This window comes from Paraburkholderia sp. WC7.3g, assembly GCF_050436345.1.
GTDB classification, from domain to species: Bacteria; Pseudomonadota; Gammaproteobacteria; order Burkholderiales; family Burkholderiaceae; genus Paraburkholderia; species Paraburkholderia podalyriae.
In genome coordinates, this window is record NZ_JBNDMA010000002.1 from 827,572 (window position 1) to 843,646 (window position 16,075).

Here is a 16,075-nt window from a genome sequence, read left to right on the forward strand (position 1 = left end):
TCGCACCGCGCGCGGGCATCTGCCGCAGGTTCCCGGCGGCCCTGAACGCGATGCCGGAGCGCCTGCAATGAAGTTTCGCCTGATTCCCGTGCTGCTGATCCTGTTGGTCGTCGTCGTGACGATGCGGCTCGGCTTCTGGCAGCGCGATCGCGCGCATCAGAAGGAAGCGCTCGAGGCACGTATCACGCAGTTCGAAAACGCGCCCGCGCTGCCGGTCAGCGCGGCGCCGCTCGCGCTGAAGGAGGTCGAGTTTCATCGCGTGAAGGCGCGCGGCCGTTTCGTCGCGGACCAGGTCGTGTACCTCGACAATCGTCCGTATAACGATCAGCCGGGCTTTTACGTCGTGATGCCCTTTAAACTTGCCGACGGCGGCTACGTGCTCGTCAATCGTGGTTGGCTGCCGCGCAACCTCAGCAGTCGCGAGACCATCGCGCCGTACACGACGCCGTCGGGCGAGCTCGAGATCGAAGGGATTGCGCGCGCCGATGCGTCGCGCGCGTTCGAGCTCGGCGAGGGCGGATCGGCCGCGCATCGTCTGATCCGGCAGAATCTCGATGTCGCCGCGTACGCTGCGGAAACCGGGCTGCCGCTGCAATCGTTCGTGATCCAGCAAACCGGCGACGAACGCGATGGTCTGGTGCGTGACTGGCCCGCGCCGACCATCGGCGTCGAGCGCAACTACGGCTACATGCTGCAGTGGTGGGGCATGGCCGCCGCCGCGCTCGCTTTCGGTCTGTATGCGGCGCGCCGCGCGGGCAAGAAAGAACATGCGCCTGGCGCATGACGAAGTGAAGGCGCGGCCCGCCGTCGTCCAAACATTGAAAGAGGTTCCGTAGTGTCGACTCAAACTCCCCGTTCGCCGGAAGCTGGCAAACCCGGCGGCAAACCCGCCGCGGCCAAGGCGATGCCCGGCCAACCCAACGGCCCGGGCTCGTGGCGGCGCGGCCGCTGGGTGCTGTTGCTGCTCGCTGTGATCTGCGCCGCGCCGATCGCGATCTCGTACTTCATGTACTACGTCGTCAAACCGACCGGCGGCAGCACGAACTACGGCGCGCTGATCGAGCCGCAACGGCCGATCCCCGACTCGCTCGTGGTCACCGGCGCCGACGGCAAGCCGCTGAAGCTCGCGTCGCTGCACGGCCGCTGGCTGATGATTTCGGTCGACGACAGCGCGTGCGACAAGGCCTGCGTGACGAAGCTCTACTTCATGCGACAAATCCGCACAGCCCAAGGCCCGGAACGCGAGCGCGTGGTGGAAGTGTGGCTTCGCACCGATGCAGGCAAGGTCGCGGACGTGATACAAACCGCCTACCCCAACACCAACATGCTGATCGCCGATCCGGCGCAGCTCGTCGGGTGGCTGCCCGCCGACACCGGCATGCGGATCACCGACCACATCTATCTGGTCGATCCGAATGGCAATCTGATGATGCGTTTTCCGAAAGACGCGAACCCGAGCAAGATCAAAGGCGACGTGACCAAGCTGCTCAAATGGTCGACCATCGGCTGACGCCGCAACTGGGTAAATGTGATGTTCGTATTGCAACTGGGCCTGATCGGCTTGTGTATCGCGTTGTTGCCGCTGTCCTACGTGTGGGTCAAGGCCGACGACAACAAATTCCGCAAACTGGTCTGGCTCACCACCTTCCTGACGCTCGATCTCGTGATGTTCGGCGGCTTCACGCGCCTCACCGATTCGGGCCTCGGCTGCCCGGACTGGCCCGGCTGCTACGGCACGTCGTCGCCGTTCATCGCGCACGCGGCGATCTCCGCGGCCTATCATGCGATGCCGAGCGGTCCTGTCAGCATGACGAAGGCGTGGATCGAAATGATCCACCGTTATTTCGCGATGGCGATCGGCGTGCTGATCATCGCGCAGACGCTGATCGCGTGGACGGCGCGCATCAAGCGTCGTCCGCTGCATGTGTCGCCGTGGTGGCCGACTTCGCTGCTGCTGCTGATCGTCGTGCAGGGCGCGTTCGGCGCGTGGACCGTGACGATGAAGCTGCAGCCGATCATCGTGACCACGCATCTGCTGCTCGGCCTCGCGCTGCTCGGCACGCTCGGCTGGCTCGCTGCGCGCTTGACGCCGCTGCCGGCCTACGAGCCGGAGACTGCGCGCTGGCGCGCTGCGGCGCTCGCGGGCCTGGCGCTGCTGGTGCTGCAGATCGCGCTCGGTGGCTGGGTCAGCACGAACTACGCGGTGCTCGCGTGCACCGACTTCCCGACCTGCAACGGCCAATGGATCCCGCCGATGGACTTCGCGCACGGCTTCCACCTGTGGCGCGCGCTCGGCATGACCGGCGACGGCGACGTGATCACGCAGGATGCGCTGGTCGCGATTCACTGGACACATCGCACGTTCGCGTTCGCCGTGATCGGCTATCTGGCGTGGTTCGCGTTGAAGATGCGCCGCTTCGAGTCGCTGCGGCGACCCGCGAACGGTGTGCTGCTGGTGATGCTAATCCAGTTCATTACCGGGTTGTCGAATATCGTGCTGCAATGGCCGCTGCCGATCGCGGTCGCCCATAACGGCGGGGCCGCGATCCTGCTGCTGCTGCTCGTTATGTTAGACTTTCGAATCGCTTATAGCCGTCCCGGCCGCGCCACGATCCCTGCGCGCGATGCCGCGCCAGCGTGACTCACATGGACAGCACAACACTCTCCCAAACACCCGGCAGCCGGGTCTCCCAATACCTCGCCCTGACCAAGCCGCGCGTTACGCAACTCGCGGTGTTCTGCGCGGTCATCGGCATGTTCCTGTCGACACCGGGCATGGTGCCATGGACCGTACTGATCGGCGGCACCGTCGGCATTTGGCTGCTGGCCGGCGCCGCGTTCGCGATCAACTGCCTCGTCGAACAGCAGATCGACGCAAAAATGCGCCGCACGTCGTGGCGTCCGTCGGCGCGCGGCGAAATCACCTCCCCGCAGATATTGCTGTTCTCGGCCGTGCTCGGCGGCCTCGGCATGTGGACGCTGTACACGTTCGCCAATTCGCTGACCATGTGGCTTACGCTCGCCACGTTCGTCGGCTATGCGGTCATCTACACGCTGCTGCTTAAGCCGGCCACGCCGCAGAACATCGTGATCGGCGGCGCGTCGGGCGCGATGCCGCCGGCGCTCGGCTGGGCCGCGGTCACGGGCCACGTGCCCGGCGACGCGTGGATCCTCGTGCTGATCATCTTCGTGTGGACGCCACCGCATTTCTGGGCGCTTGCGCTGTATCGCCGCAAGGACTACGAAAACGCCGGCCTGCCGATGCTGCCAAACACGCACGGTGAAAAGTACACCCGCCTGCATATCCTGCTCTACACGGTGATCCTGTTCGCGGTCACGCTTATGCCGTTTATCTCCGGTATGAGCGGCGTCGTGTATCTCGCGGCGGCGGTGCTGCTCGGCGCGGTGTTTCTCGCGTATGCGTGGAAGATCTACCGCGAGTATTCGGACGATCTCGCGCGCAAAACCTTCCGTTATTCGATCGTCTATCTGTCGCTGCTGTTCGCCGCGCTGCTGATCGACCACTACGCCCGCGTCGTGATCGGCGCGTAACACCATGCTCAACAACCGCTTTGCGCGCGTCGCGCGCGCTGCTGTGATGGCTTGCGCCCTCGGCGCCGCACTCGGCGGCACGCTGCTGATGGCGGGGTGCGGCAAGCAGCCCCCGGCCTTCTCGAATCTCGACATCACCGGCAATACGCAATTCGCCAGCGATTTCTCGTTGCCCGACACCTCCGGCAAGATCCGCACGCTTGCCGACTACAAGGGCAAGGTCGTCGTGCTGTTCTTCGGCTATACGCATTGCCCGGACGTCTGCCCGACGACGATGGCAGAACTGTCGCAGGCTTTGCAGCAACTCGGCCAGGAAGACGCGAAGCGCGTGCAGGTGCTGTTCGTCACCGTCGACCCCGCGCGTGATACGCCGCAGTTGCTCGCGCAATACGTGCCGGCGTTCAATCCGAGCTTCGTCGGCCTGCGTCCGGCCAACGAAGAACAGCTCGCGAAGGTTGCGAAAGACTTCCGCGTCTACTACGCGAAGGTGCCGGGCAAGACGCCCGACAGCTACACGATGGACCACACGGCCGCGAGCTACGTGTTCGACGCGGACGGCAAGCTGCGTCTGTTCGCGCGCGATGGCCAGGGCGCGACGCCGTGGGTGCATGACATCAAGCTATTGCTTGATTGATGCGCATCGCGGGCCGCTTTTTATAGCAAAGCCGCTCCCGCATCCGCTCCCCAAGGCAGTATGACTTTCCGTGAGGCAGGGGCTGGCCAGCCGTGACGAATCAGACGCGGGTTAGCATTGCTGCCAGAGCCGCACGGTGTGGACAGCGCCACACCCGGCGATTTCCGGCACGGAGGCCAGCATGGAAAACGATAGCACGGTGTACGTCGGTCTGGATGTTCACAAGGATTCGATCACGGTCGCCTACGCGATCGGCATGGGCGAGGTGGAACTGCTTGGCAAGATCGGTACGACGAAGGCAGATATCGACCGCCTGTGCAGGCGCCTGCAGTCAAAAGGGCGACACGTACGCATCGTCTACGAAGCGGGTCCGTGTGGTTATGGGCTTTACCGGCAGCTCGTCCAGAAGGGATTCGACTGCATCGTGTGTGCACCATCGCTGATTCCGAAGAAGCCCGGCGAGCGCGTGAAGACGGATCGGCGCGATGCGATCAAACTGGTGCGAGCGCTGCGCGCCGGTGACCTGTCAGCGGTCTATGTCCCGGGCGTCGAGGATGAGGCATTCCGGGATCTGGCGCGGGCATGGGCCGGTGCCAGAGACGATCTGAAGCAGGCGCGGCAGCGGCTGAAGTCGTTCCTGCTCTCGCATGGCGTGCACTATACCGGGAACGCGAACTGGGGCGCCGCCCATCGGCGCTGGCTCAGCGCATATTCATTCGGGCACCCGTGGCGGCAACTGGCGTTTGACGAACACCGGCGCACGATCGAGGACCGACTCGCGCAGTGTGATCGCCTCGAAGCAGCGCTACGCGAGGCAGTCGTCAACTGGCGGTTTTATCCAGCCCTGCTGGGACTGCAGGCGATGCGGGGCGTGCAGTTCGTCACGGCCGTCGGGATACTGTCGGAACTGGGCGACCTGTCACGCTTCGAACATCCACGTCAACTGATGGCATGGCTGGGGGTGACGCCGTCGGAACATTCCTCGGGCGACAAGCGACGTCGGGGTAGCATCACCAAGACCGGCAACAGCTACGCCAGAAAGCTGCTGGTCGAGGCGGCCTGGAGCTACCGGCATCCTGCGCGCGTGAGCCGCGACATCCAGCGTCGGCACGAAGGTATTCCGAAGGCCATTATCGATCGCGCCTGGGACGCGCAGGTCCGGTTGTGCCGGCGATACCGGAAGCTGGCAGTGCGCGGCAAACACGTCAATATCGCGACGGTCGCCGTCGCCCGTGAACTAGCGGGCTTCATCTGGGACATCAGCCGCCTGGCGATGTCGCTTGCCACGTCACGCAGCGCACAGACCGCGTAAGCCGCCCGCCACTCAACGCAAGACAACAAGTGGAGGAGTTTCCTGAAGGCGGCGTAGCCCGGCACTCGAGTAACCCGCGAAGATATTTCGCAACGGGCATCACCAATTTGCGGCCCAAGACAGCGGCAGGCTCATGAGGCGGACCTCTGTAATGCGGTAGCCAATCCGCGGATATCAGTGTGATCCACCGTCGACCTTACTGCTACGCCGCCCTCAGGGAATTCTCGCGCCTATGAAAAAGCGAAAAATCAAGCAAAAAAAATCAACATCGCGATTGACATGGAAAGTCATATCAATATCCTCTTCGCAACTCGCGCTCAAACCGGAATCGGCAGATTCAGCCCCGGCGCGAGACGCGTCGTCTTGAATTCCGTCACCTCATAGCGCGCGAGCTGCTGCTCGGCGAACGGATCGCTCGCGAGAATCCGATCGAGCCTGTCGCGCTCGATACGCATCGCGAGAATGATCCCGCCGTCGCGCGGCACCTTCGGGCCGGCCGCCAAGAAGATGCCGGCTTCGAACTGCGTCGCGAGAAACGCGCGATGGGCGTCGAGCGCGTCATCGATGCGATCGAGCGAGGCGGTGTAGATAACGTTGATCACGTACATGGTCGCTTTCACTGGGGGTTAACTGGGCCGTGTCCGGACAAGGCTCTGGATTATCAGTCAGCCGCGGATTCGGCGTCGCGCTAGCGGTTGCGCTCCGCATAACCCTATGCGCTGAGGATATTTCCCAACTTGCCGCCCCTATGAAACAATTTAGGGCTTGGCCGACGGCACACCGGCACGAACCGGGGCGCCGCCCATTTTCATCCGACTCCGGCACCGATCGGAGCCATCGACTCAAACGTCGATCAGCAACAGCGAGAATCACATGCAGCGCAGAAATGTCCTCAAATCCCTCACCGCAATTGTGGCCGGTGCAATGATCCTGACCAGCTTCGGCGCGCACGCCGACGACAAGGTCATCAAGGTCGGCACGATCGGCGGCCCGGACTCGCAGATCTGGGAAGTCGTCACCAAAGTCGCGAAGCGCGAAGGCCTGAACGTGAAGGTCGTCGAGTTCAACGATTACATCCAGCCGAACGCCGCGCTCGACGCGGGCGACCTCGACGCAAACAGCTTCCAGCACCAGCCCTACCTCGATAGCCAGATCAAGCAGCGCGGCTACAAGCTCGTCAACGCGGGTCTCACGTACATCTCGCCGCTGGGCGCGTACTCGAAAAAGCTGAAGTCGTTGAAGGACCTGCCGCAGGGCGCGAAGGTCGCGGTGCCGAACGATCCGTCGAACGAAAATCGCGCGCTGCTATTGCTGCAGGCGCAGGGGCTGATCAAGCTGAAGGCCGGCGCGGCCACGGGCGGCAACAACGCGACCCCGCTCGACGTCGTCGACAATCCGAAGAAGATCAGGTTCGTCGAGCTCGACGCCGCGCAACTGCCGCGCTCGCTCGCCGATGTCGATGCCGCCGTCATCAACACGAACTTCGCGCTGGCCGCCGGCCTGCAGCCGACCAGGGACGCGATCGCGCTGGAAGACATCCATAGCCCGTACGCGAACCTGATCGCCGTGCGCGCGAAGGACAAGGATCAGCCGTGGGTCAAGAAGCTGGTCGCGGCGTATCAGTCGGAAGATGTGCGCCAGTTCATCAAGACGCAGTTCAAGGGTTCGATGGTGCCGTCGTTCTAAACGACGCGTGCAGAGCGGTTGCGCTGGCAATCGCATCGCATCATCGGAAGAGGCACTCGCCGCCCGGGCGAGTGCCTTTTTTATAGCTCCAACTCCCATCTTTCGATCACCAGATCGTGGCCGAAGCGGCGTTGTGCCGCGCTGCCGGCCAGCTTGAATCCGGCGCGCTCGCAAAGCCGACGCGGCTCCGCCAACGCGCTCGCGGTGGTCAGCGTGAGCTTCGTGTAGCCCGCGCGAAGCGCGAAGCGCACGCATTCGCCGAGCAACTGAGTGCCGATGCCGAGCCGCCGTACGTCCGGTTCGACCCACAGCATGCGCAGTCCGGCGACCGTCGTCGAGACCCCGACGAGGCAAACCGAGCCGACCACCAGACCTTCCTGCTCGGCGACCCAGCATTTCTCGCGCAACGTATCGTTGCGCTGCGCGTACTCGGCGACGATGCGCGCGAGCAAGCCCTCGAACGTGTGATCCCAGCCGTACTGTGCGGCGAACCACTGCGCCTGACGATGCACGAGCCAGCCGCATTCGCCCGCGCGCGGTTGACGCAGCCTCACGAGCTCGTGCTTCGGCTTGTCGGCGAGCAGACGCTCGATCAGCTTCATCGCGCCGATCAACTGCTCCTGCGACAGCGCGCTGAGCCTGTCGAGCAGGCCGAGCGCTTCGTGGACGGCGGCGGCGTCGAGCGGCGCATAGGTCGCGTGTCCGTGCTCGGTCAATGCGATCAGCGACTGGCGCGCGTCGGTGTCGGACGGGCGGCGTGTGATCAGGTTGCGTCGCTCGAAACTGGTCAGCAGGCGGCTCAGATAGCCGCTATCGAGCCCGAGCGAGCGCCCGAGCACCGACGCCGTCTGCGCGCGCACGCGCGATAGCTCGTGCAGCACACGCACTTCCGTCAGCGAGAACTGGCTTCGGGCCAGATGCTCGTGCAGGGCGCCGATGCATTGGGTATAGAAGCGGTTGAAATGGCGAACGGCCTGAGCGCGCCGCAGCGCCTCGGAATCTGTCAAGGGGACTCCCCGGGACTCTTTATGGTATGTACACGCACTATATCGGCACGCCTGTTATTTACAAAACTTGCGAATCGCAGCGATGCGCAAAGTGGTATTGAACAGGTATTGATCGATGAGGTTTTTCCGATACCACTGTGGTACGCGGACCGCTTGCTGGTATCGCCCAGCGAGTTCGATACGGGTAACTCCTGGTCTCCGAATTCCCGTCGACACAGCGCCCGGAAAAGGCGATGAGCCTTGTGCGGCAAGGCTTTGCGGCTTGCTGGACTGACATAGAACCACTCGATTGACTGGTATTATGTTGGTTATATAATGGGCTCTCAGTTTTCCTAGGCCGTGCTGCTCGCGGCGTCCTTGGAGCCCCATGGAAACTCGCTGGTCCGCATTGATGCCTGACGTGCGCAACGTCACGCCGCTCTACCTGCAACTCGCGCGCAACCTGGCGACGGCGATCCATTGCGGCGTCTGGTCGGCCGGCGAGGCGCTGCCCTCCGAACGTACGCTGTCCGACGCTATCGGCGTGTCGCGCATCACCGCGCGCAAGGCGATCGAGCTGCTGGTCGAGCAGGGGTTGATTCGGCGCTCGCGCGGCGCGGGCAGCTTCATCACGCCGCGCGTCGAGGATCCGCTATCGCGTCTCACCGGCTTCACGAAGAAGATGCAGCAGCGCGGTTTCCGCCCGGATTCGGTGTGGCTCGAACGCGACGTGCGCGCCGCCAACCGCGACGAGCTGCTGCACCTCGGCCTGTCACCGGGCGCGGCCGTCACGAGCCTGCGGCGGCTGCGGCGCGCGGACGGCATCGTGATGGCGGTCGAGCATTCGGCGCTGCCGGTCGCGATCGTGCCCGATCCGCTCGTGATCGGCGACTCGCTGTACAGCTATCTCGAGCAACGCGGCGCGGCGGTCGTGCGCGCGTTGCAGCACTTTCGCGCGGTCAACGCGTCGAGCGAAATCGCCGCACTGATGGACATCGAACCGCGCACCGCGTTGCTGGTCATTACCCGTATCGGCTACAGCGCGGATCAGCGCGCGATCGAGCTGACCGACACCTATTGCCGCGACGACTACTACGACTTCGTCGCTGAATTGCGCACCTGAATTGCGCGGTCCGCGTCGGCCCTAAGTCCGGCGGACGCACATTTGCCGCATCCGTATCACGCACCAGAGAGACTCATGCTGACCGGAAACATACTCACCACCGAAGGGTGGATCCACGGCACGCTCGAATTCGAAAACGGCCGCATCACGGCGCTGTCCGGCGAGCGCGCCGATCCGTCGACGAACGACGCACCGTACATCCTGCCCGGCTTCATCGATCTGCACGTGCATGGCGGCGGCGGCGCCGACGTGATGGAGGCAGGCGACGCGATCGAAACGATCACGCGCACGCATGCGCGCTATGGCACCACGAGCCTGCTCGCGACGACGATGACCGCGCCGCGCGACGAACTGATGAACGTGGTGGCCGGGCTCGGCAACGTCACCCGCGTGCGCACGCCGGGCTGCGCGCGCGTGCTTGGCGTGCATCTGGAAGGGCCGTACATCAACCCCGGCAAGCTCGGCGCTCAGCCCGACGCGGCGGTATCGGCGGTGATGGACGAGGTGCTCAAGTATCTGTCGATCGCGCCGATCCGCGTGGTCACGCTTGCGCCCGAGATCGCCGGCCACATGGAGATCATCTCCGAGATGGCGGCGCGCGGCGTACGCGTGCAGCTCGGCCATTCGCTCGGCACCTACGACGACGCGGTCGCCGCGCTAAAGCACGGCGCGTGCGGTTTCACGCATCTGTTCAACGCCATGTCGCCGCTGCATCACCGCAACCCTGGTCTGGTCGGCGCCGCGCTCGCGCACGCCGAATACGCCGAAATCATTCCCGACCTGCTGCACGTGCATCCCGGCGCGATCCGCGCCGCTCTGCGCGCGATTCCGCGCCTGTACGTGGTGACGGACAGCACGTCGGCCACCGGCATGCCCGACGGCGAATATCGCCTCGGCAGCCAGCACGTGACCAAGTGCCTCGGCGGCGTACGTCTGGCCGACGGTACGCTCGCGGGCAGCACGCTGACGATGGATCAGGCGCTGCGCAATCTCGTTTCGATCGGCCTGCCGATCGCCGATGTATCCCACCGTTTGTCGCGTTACGCCGCCGACTATCTCGCCATCGAGGACCGCGGCCGCATCGCGCGCGGTGCGTGGGCCGACGTGGTCGTATTCGATCGCGAGCTGGCGCTGAGCGCGACCTATGTCGAAGGAGAAGCCATTGTCGAATATGCTTAAGGAAGCGCTCGCGTCCGCCGCAACGGTCGCTGAGCAGCTCAAGGACACCTCGCGCGTCGCGGCGCTCGCCGCGACGCTTGCGCAACAGCCGCGCCATGTCGCGCTGACGGTCGCGCGCGGCAGCTCGGACCATGCCGCCAGCTACTTTGCGTCCCTGACGATGAGCCGCCTCGGCGTGCCGGTCGCGTCGCTGCCGATGTCGGTCGCGACGCTGCAGCAGGCGCCGCTGCAGGTGCGCGATCAGCTTGCGCTCGCGTTTTCGCAATCGGGCAAAAGCCCCGACCTCGTCGGCACCATGAACGCGCTGCGCGCGGCCGGCGCATTGACGGTCGCCGCCGTGAACGCGCCGTCGTCGCCGCTCGCCGGCGCGTGCGAGTGGCATCTGCCGCTCGTCGCCGGTCCCGAACTGAGCGTCGCGGCGACCAAGAGCTATATCGCGATGCTGTCGATCTCCGCGCAGCTGGTCGCGCATTGGCAGAACGACGCCGAGCTGCTCGGCGGACTGAGCGCGCTGCCCGATGCGCTGGAACGCGCGGGCCGGCTCGACTGGTCGATGGCCGTGAAGGAGTTGCGCGGCATCGAGCGGATGATCGTGATTGGCCGCGGCCTTGGCCTCGCGATCGCGCAGGAAGCCGCGCTGAAGCTCAAGGAAACCTCCGGCATTCAGGCCGAAGCGTTTTCGAGCGCGGAAGTGCGTCATGGTCCGATGGAGCTGATCGACCGCGACTATCCACTGCTCGTGTTCGCGCCGCGCGGACCGGAGCAGGCCGGTCTGCTGCAACTCGCGCACGACATGCGCGCGCGCGGCGCGCGCGTGCTGCTCGCGGCGCCGGACGACATCGAGGAAGCTTCGCTGCCGCTCGTCGCCACCGCCCACGCGGCGCTCGATCCGATCGCGGCCATCCTGTCCTTTTACGTGATGGCCGCGGACCTTGCCGCCGCGCGCGGGCGCAATCCCGACGCGCCACGCCATCTGAACAAAGTCACCGAAACTCACTGACGAGAATGACGATGCGACGTGTCGAGAAGTCAAATCTGATGAGCCATTCCGAAGATCACATTGTTTTGCTTGCACCGCTGACCGGCCCGGTCGTGCCACTCGCGAACGTGCCGGACCCGGTGTTTTCGGGCGGCATGTTCGGCGACGGCATCGGCGTCGATCCGCTCGAGGGCCGGCTCGTCGCGCCATGCGACGGCGTCGTCACGCATCTGGCGCGCACCGGCCATGCGGTGACGCTCGAGAGCGCCGAAGGCGCGCAGATTCTGCTGCATATCGGTATCGACACGGTCGGGCTGAACGGCAAGGGTTTTGCGCCGATGGTCGGGCAGGGCGCGCACGTGCACGTCGGCGACGTGCTGATCGAGTTCGATCAGGATCAGATCGCGCTCAATGCGCCGAGCCTCGTGTCGGTCATCGCGATTGCGAATTCGGATGCGTTCGAGATCATCGAGCGTGCACCGGCCGGCCACGCGAAGGCCGGCGAAACGCCGCTGCTGGTGCTGCGCGCGCGCGAGGGCGTCAGCCACGACGCGGTGCGCGAGGCGAGCGCTGCGCACATCATGGACGAAGCGCGTCGGCAGGTCACGCTGACGCACGCGGGCGGCTTGCATGCGCGGCCCGCGGCGCGAGCGCGTGAAGCGGCGCGCGGCTTCGACGCGCGCGTCGAGGTGCGCTACGACGGGCGCAAGGCGCCGATCGAAAGCGTAGTGGGTCTGCTGGGACTCGGTGCCGGCGAAGGCGCGAGCATAGAGCTGCTCGGCGTCGGTCCGCAGGCGCAGGCGGCGGTCGATGCAATCGCTGACGAACTGACGCGCGAAGCGCATGGCGAGGTCGAGCAGATGCGCGAGCAGAAGCCGGCGCGGCAAGCGACACCAGCGGCGGCAGTCGTTGCGGCGCCCGCTGCGGGCGAGCCGCTCGCGCCGAATACGCTCGCTGGCGTGTGCGCGGCGCCGGGCGTCGCGCTGGGCAAGCTGGTGCGCTGGGACGACGCGGATCTCGATCCGCCGGAGCAGGCGAGCGGCACGCCGGCGGCGGAGAGCCGTCTGCTCGACAAGGCGATCGCGACCGTCGACGCCGATCTCGACACGATCGTGCGCGATGCGTCGCAACGCGGCGCGGTCGGCGAGGCGGGGATATTCGCGGTGCATCGTGTGCTGCTCGAAGATCCGACGCTGCTCGACGCCGCACGCGATCTGATCAGCCTCGGCAAGAGCGCCGGTTTTGCGTGGCGCGAGGCGATCCGCGCGCAAATCGGAATCCTCAGTAACGTGGAGGACGCGTTGCTGGCCGAGCGTGCCGCCGATCTGCGCGACATCGAAAAGCGCGTGCAGCGCGCGCTCGGTTACACCAGCAGCGCGGCCCGCACGCTGCCAGACGAGGCGGTGCTCGCGGCCGACGAATTCACGCCGTCGGATCTGTCGTCGCTCGATCGCACGCGCGTCACCGGGCTTGTGATGGCACGTGGCGGCGCGACCTCGCACGCGGCGATTCTCGCGCGTCAGGCGGGCATTCCGGCGCTGGTCGCGGTCGGCGACGCGTTGCACGCGATACCCGAGGGCACTCAGGTGGTGGTGCATGCGAGCACGGGCCGGCTCGAATTCGCGCCGACCGAACTCGACGTCGAACGTGCGCGCCGCGAATGCAGCCGCCTCGCCGACGTGCGCGAAGCGAATCGCCGCACGTCGCAGCAGTCAGCCGCGACCTCCGACGGCCGCGCGATCGAAGTGGCCGCCAACATCGCCACACTCGACGACGCGACGGCCGCCGTCGACAACGGCGCCGACGCGGTCGGACTGCTGCGCACCGAGCTGCTGTTCATCCACCGCCCGACCGCACCGAGCGCGGACGAGCATCGCCACAGCTATCAGGCGATCGTCGATGCGTTGCGCGGCCGCACCGCGATCATCCGCACGCTCGACGTCGGCGCGGACAAGGAAGTCGATTATCTGACGCTGCCGCCCGAGCCGAACCCCGCGCTCGGCCTGCGCGGCGTGCGCCTCGCGCAGATTCGCCCCGATCTGCTCGACGACCAGCTGCGCGGCCTGCTCGCCGTGCGTCCAGTCGGCGCCGTGCGCATCCTGCTGCCGATGGTCACCGATGCCGGCGAACTGATCCGCATCCGCAAGCGTATCGACGAGCTCGCACGCGAAGCGGGTGGTACCGAGCCGATCGAAGTGGGCGTGATGATCGAAGTGCCGTCGGCTGCATTGCTCGCCGATCAGCTCGCGCAGCACGCTGATTTCCTGTCGATCGGCACCAACGACCTGACGCAATACACGCTCGCGATGGACCGCTGCCAGCCCGATCTCGCGGCGCAGGCGGACGGCCTGCATCCGGCGGTGCTGCGCCTGATCGCGGCGACCGTCGAAGGTGCCGCGAAGCATGGTAAATGGGTCGGCGTATGCGGCGCGCTCGCCGGCGACCCGCTGGCGATGCCGCTGCTCGTCGGCCTCGGCGTGACCGAGTTGTCGGTCGATCCGCTGTCGGTGCCCGGCATCAAGGCACGCGTGCGCACGCTCGACTATCAACTGTGCCGCCAGCGTGCCCGCGATGCGCTCGCGCTCGACTCCGCGCAGGCGGTCAGAGCCACGAGCCGCGCCACGTGGCCGCTCGATTGAAAAATTAACGAACTCAAAGACCCGCACGCCGCGCGCACGGCAGCACGTCTGCCCGCGCGCGCGACACGATTCACTGCATTGCTGCACCACTCCCCCAAGCCGTACCCCTACGAGACAAAATTGGAGATACCGATGGATGGAAATCCGTTTCTGAAGATTCAGCGCCTGGGACGCGCGCTGATGCTGCCGATCGCGGTACTACCGGTTGCCGGCCTGCTGCTGCGGCTCGGGCAGCCCGACGTGTTCAACATCAAGATGATCGCCGATGCGGGCGGCGCGATCTTCGACAACCTGCCGCTCTTGTTCGCGATCGGCGTGGCGGTCGGCTTCGCGAAAGACAATAACGGCGTCGCCGGTCTCGCCGGGGCGATCGGCTATCTGGTGCAGATCGCGGTGATGAAGGACATCAACGACAAGCTCAACATGGGCGTGCTGTCGGGGATCATCGCCGGGATCGTCGCGGGGCTGCTGTACAACCGCTACAAGGACATCAAGCTGCCCGACTACCTCGCGTTCTTCGGCGGCAAACGCTTCGTGCCGATCGTGACAGGCGTGGTGTGCGTGGGGCTAGGCATCGTATTCGGCCACGTGTGGGAGCCGGTGCAGAACGCAATCGACGTGGCCGGCCACTGGCTCACGACGGCCGGTGCACTCGGCGCGTTCGTGTTCGGCGTGCTGAACCGGCTGCTGCTGGTCACGGGCTTGCATCACATCCTTAACTCGCTGACGTGGTTCGTGTTCGGCACCTTCACGCCGGCGGGCGGCGCGCCGGTCACGGGAGACCTGCACCGCTTCTTCGCGGGCGACCCGACCGCGGGCACCTTCATGACCGGTTTCTTCCCGGTGATGATGTTCGGCCTGCCGGCCGCATGTCTCGCGATGTATCACGAGGCGCCGAAGGAGCGTCGCGCGATGGTGTTCGGCCTGCTGTTCTCGATGGCGCTCACGTCGTTCCTGACCGGTGTCACCGAGCCGATCGAGTTCAGCTTCATGTTCCTCGCGCCGGTGCTGTATGCGATCCACGCGCTGCTGACGGGGCTGTCGCTCGCGATCTGCTCGGCGCTCGGGATTCACCTCGGCTTCACGTTCTCGGCGGGCTTCATCGACTACGTGCTGAACTTCGGTCTGTCGACCAAGGGCTGGTGGGCGATTCCGATGGGCGTCGTGTACTCGGTCCTGTACTACGGTCTGTTCCGCTTCTTCATCCGCAAGTTCAACATGGCGACGCCGGGCCGTGAGCCCGCCGCTGCCGACGAGCAGGTCGAGTCGTTCGCGGCCGGTGGTTTCGTCGCGCCGGCGGCCGGTGCGGCCGTGCCGCGTGCGCAGCGTTATATCGCGGCGCTCGGTGGCGCGGCGAATCTGTCGGTCGTGGATGCGTGCACGACGCGTCTGCGTTTGTCGGTCGTCGATGCGAACAAGGTCTCCGACAGCGAGCTGAAGTCGATCGGCGCGCGCGGCGTGCTCAAGCGCGGCGCGAACAACGTGCAGGTGATCATCGGACCCGAGGCGGACATCATCGCCGATGAGATGCGTACGGCGATCGCGCAGGGTGAGGGTAGCGCGGTGAAGGCGGCGGGTGCTGCTGCCGTGTCGGCGCCAGCTGCTACTCCGGCAGCTACCGCGGCCGCGCCGGTCGCGCAAAACGCCGCGCACGCTCACGACGCGCAAGGCGGTCCGCTCGATCCCGATCCGCTGCGCTGGCTCGCCGTGTTCGGCGGCGCGGGCAACGTGGTGTCGCTCGATGCGGTCGCGGCGACGCGTCTGCGAGTGGTCGTGCGCGATCCGTCGGCGGTCGATCGTCAGCGCCTCGCGACGCTCGATACCGCGTGGGTGTCGACGAACACGTTCCATATCGTCGTCGGCGAAGCCGCGCAGCGCTATGCGCAGAAGCTGGCCGGGCGACTGTCATCGCAAGGCGGCGGGGGCGCGGCGCCGGTGCCGGCGTGATCGGTTGATGGCTGTGCAGCGCTGTTGAGTCGCGCAGC

The 16,075-nt window shown here is 65.8% G+C and carries 14 protein-coding genes; 12 read left to right on the top strand and 2 right to left on the bottom strand.

All coding sequences use genetic code 11. The features are described from left to right. The first annotated feature begins 67 nt into the window (after positions 1–67). From OKW43_RS15360 to OKW43_RS15385, 6 genes are all read left to right on the top strand, one after another. The gene (locus OKW43_RS15360; RefSeq protein WP_429448264.1) at positions 68–784 is read left to right on the top strand and encodes an SURF1 family protein; all 717 of its coding nucleotides are present in this window, start codon (positions 68–70) and stop codon (positions 782–784) included. Between the two features lie 51 nt (positions 785–835). Next, entirely contained in the window at positions 836–1,510 is a 675-nt protein-coding gene (locus tag OKW43_RS15365) for an SCO family protein (protein ID WP_429448266.1), read from the top strand. Positions 1,511–1,531: 21 nt separating this feature from the next. Then, positions 1,532–2,641 carry a COX15/CtaA family protein gene (locus OKW43_RS15370; protein WP_187636909.1) on the top strand — a complete coding sequence of 370 codons (1,110 nt, stop codon included), beginning with the start codon at positions 1,532–1,534 and terminating at the stop codon, positions 2,639–2,641. A gap of 5 nt (positions 2,642–2,646) precedes the next feature. Next, positions 2,647–3,552, top strand: a complete 906-nt coding sequence (gene cyoE / locus OKW43_RS15375; protein WP_187636908.1) for a heme o synthase — start codon at positions 2,647–2,649, stop codon at positions 3,550–3,552. A gap of 4 nt (positions 3,553–3,556) precedes the next feature. Then, positions 3,557–4,186 carry an SCO family protein gene (locus OKW43_RS15380; protein WP_187636907.1) on the top strand — a complete coding sequence of 210 codons (630 nt, stop codon included), beginning with the start codon at positions 3,557–3,559 and terminating at the stop codon, positions 4,184–4,186. A 181-nt stretch (positions 4,187–4,367) separates the two neighbouring features. Next, the gene (locus tag OKW43_RS15385) at positions 4,368–5,498 is read left to right on the top strand and encodes an IS110 family transposase (protein ID WP_429448269.1); all 1,131 of its coding nucleotides are present in this window, start codon (positions 4,368–4,370) and stop codon (positions 5,496–5,498) included. Between the two features lie 317 nt (positions 5,499–5,815). Here the strand turns inward: OKW43_RS15385 and OKW43_RS15390 are convergent, their stop codons facing one another. After that, the gene (locus OKW43_RS15390; protein ID WP_187634017.1) at positions 5,816–6,106 is read right to left on the bottom strand and encodes a YciI family protein; all 291 of its coding nucleotides are present in this window, start codon (positions 6,104–6,106) and stop codon (positions 5,816–5,818) included. A gap of 265 nt (positions 6,107–6,371) precedes the next feature. Here OKW43_RS15390 and OKW43_RS15395 point away from each other — a divergent pair, with 265 nt between their 5' ends. After that, entirely contained in the window at positions 6,372–7,184 is an 813-nt protein-coding gene (locus tag OKW43_RS15395) for a MetQ/NlpA family ABC transporter substrate-binding protein (protein ID WP_429448271.1), read from the top strand. Between the two features lie 80 nt (positions 7,185–7,264). Here the strand turns inward: OKW43_RS15395 and OKW43_RS15400 are convergent, their stop codons facing one another. Further along, on the bottom strand, positions 7,265–8,191 hold the full coding sequence (locus OKW43_RS15400; protein ID WP_429448273.1) for a bifunctional helix-turn-helix transcriptional regulator/GNAT family N-acetyltransferase: 927 nt from the start codon (positions 8,189–8,191) through the stop codon (positions 7,265–7,267). A 367-nt stretch (positions 8,192–8,558) separates the two neighbouring features. On the opposite strand from OKW43_RS15400, the gene OKW43_RS15405 reads away from it, so the two are divergent. The 5 genes from OKW43_RS15405 to nagE all read left to right on the top strand — a co-directional run bounded on the left by OKW43_RS15405 (position 8,559) and on the right by nagE (position 16,037). Then, positions 8,559–9,293, top strand: a complete 735-nt coding sequence (locus OKW43_RS15405) for a GntR family transcriptional regulator (protein WP_187634014.1) — start codon at positions 8,559–8,561, stop codon at positions 9,291–9,293. A gap of 75 nt (positions 9,294–9,368) precedes the next feature. Then, entirely contained in the window at positions 9,369–10,472 is a 1,104-nt protein-coding gene (gene nagA, locus OKW43_RS15410) for an N-acetylglucosamine-6-phosphate deacetylase (RefSeq protein ID WP_429448276.1), read from the top strand. Beyond that, entirely contained in the window at positions 10,456–11,472 is a 1,017-nt protein-coding gene (locus OKW43_RS15415; RefSeq protein ID WP_429448278.1) for an SIS domain-containing protein, read from the top strand. The genes nagA and OKW43_RS15415 overlap by 17 nt, the downstream gene beginning before the upstream one ends. Positions 11,473–11,510: 38 nt before the next feature. Next, positions 11,511–14,090 carry a phosphoenolpyruvate--protein phosphotransferase gene (ptsP, locus tag OKW43_RS15420; protein ID WP_429448280.1) on the top strand — a complete coding sequence of 860 codons (2,580 nt, stop codon included), beginning with the start codon at positions 11,511–11,513 and terminating at the stop codon, positions 14,088–14,090. A gap of 132 nt (positions 14,091–14,222) precedes the next feature. Beyond that, positions 14,223–16,037 (top strand): N-acetylglucosamine-specific PTS transporter subunit IIBC, encoded by a 1,815-nt coding sequence (nagE, locus tag OKW43_RS15425; RefSeq protein ID WP_429448282.1) that lies wholly within the window; start codon positions 14,223–14,225, stop codon positions 16,035–16,037. Positions 16,038–16,075 lie beyond the last annotated feature (38 nt).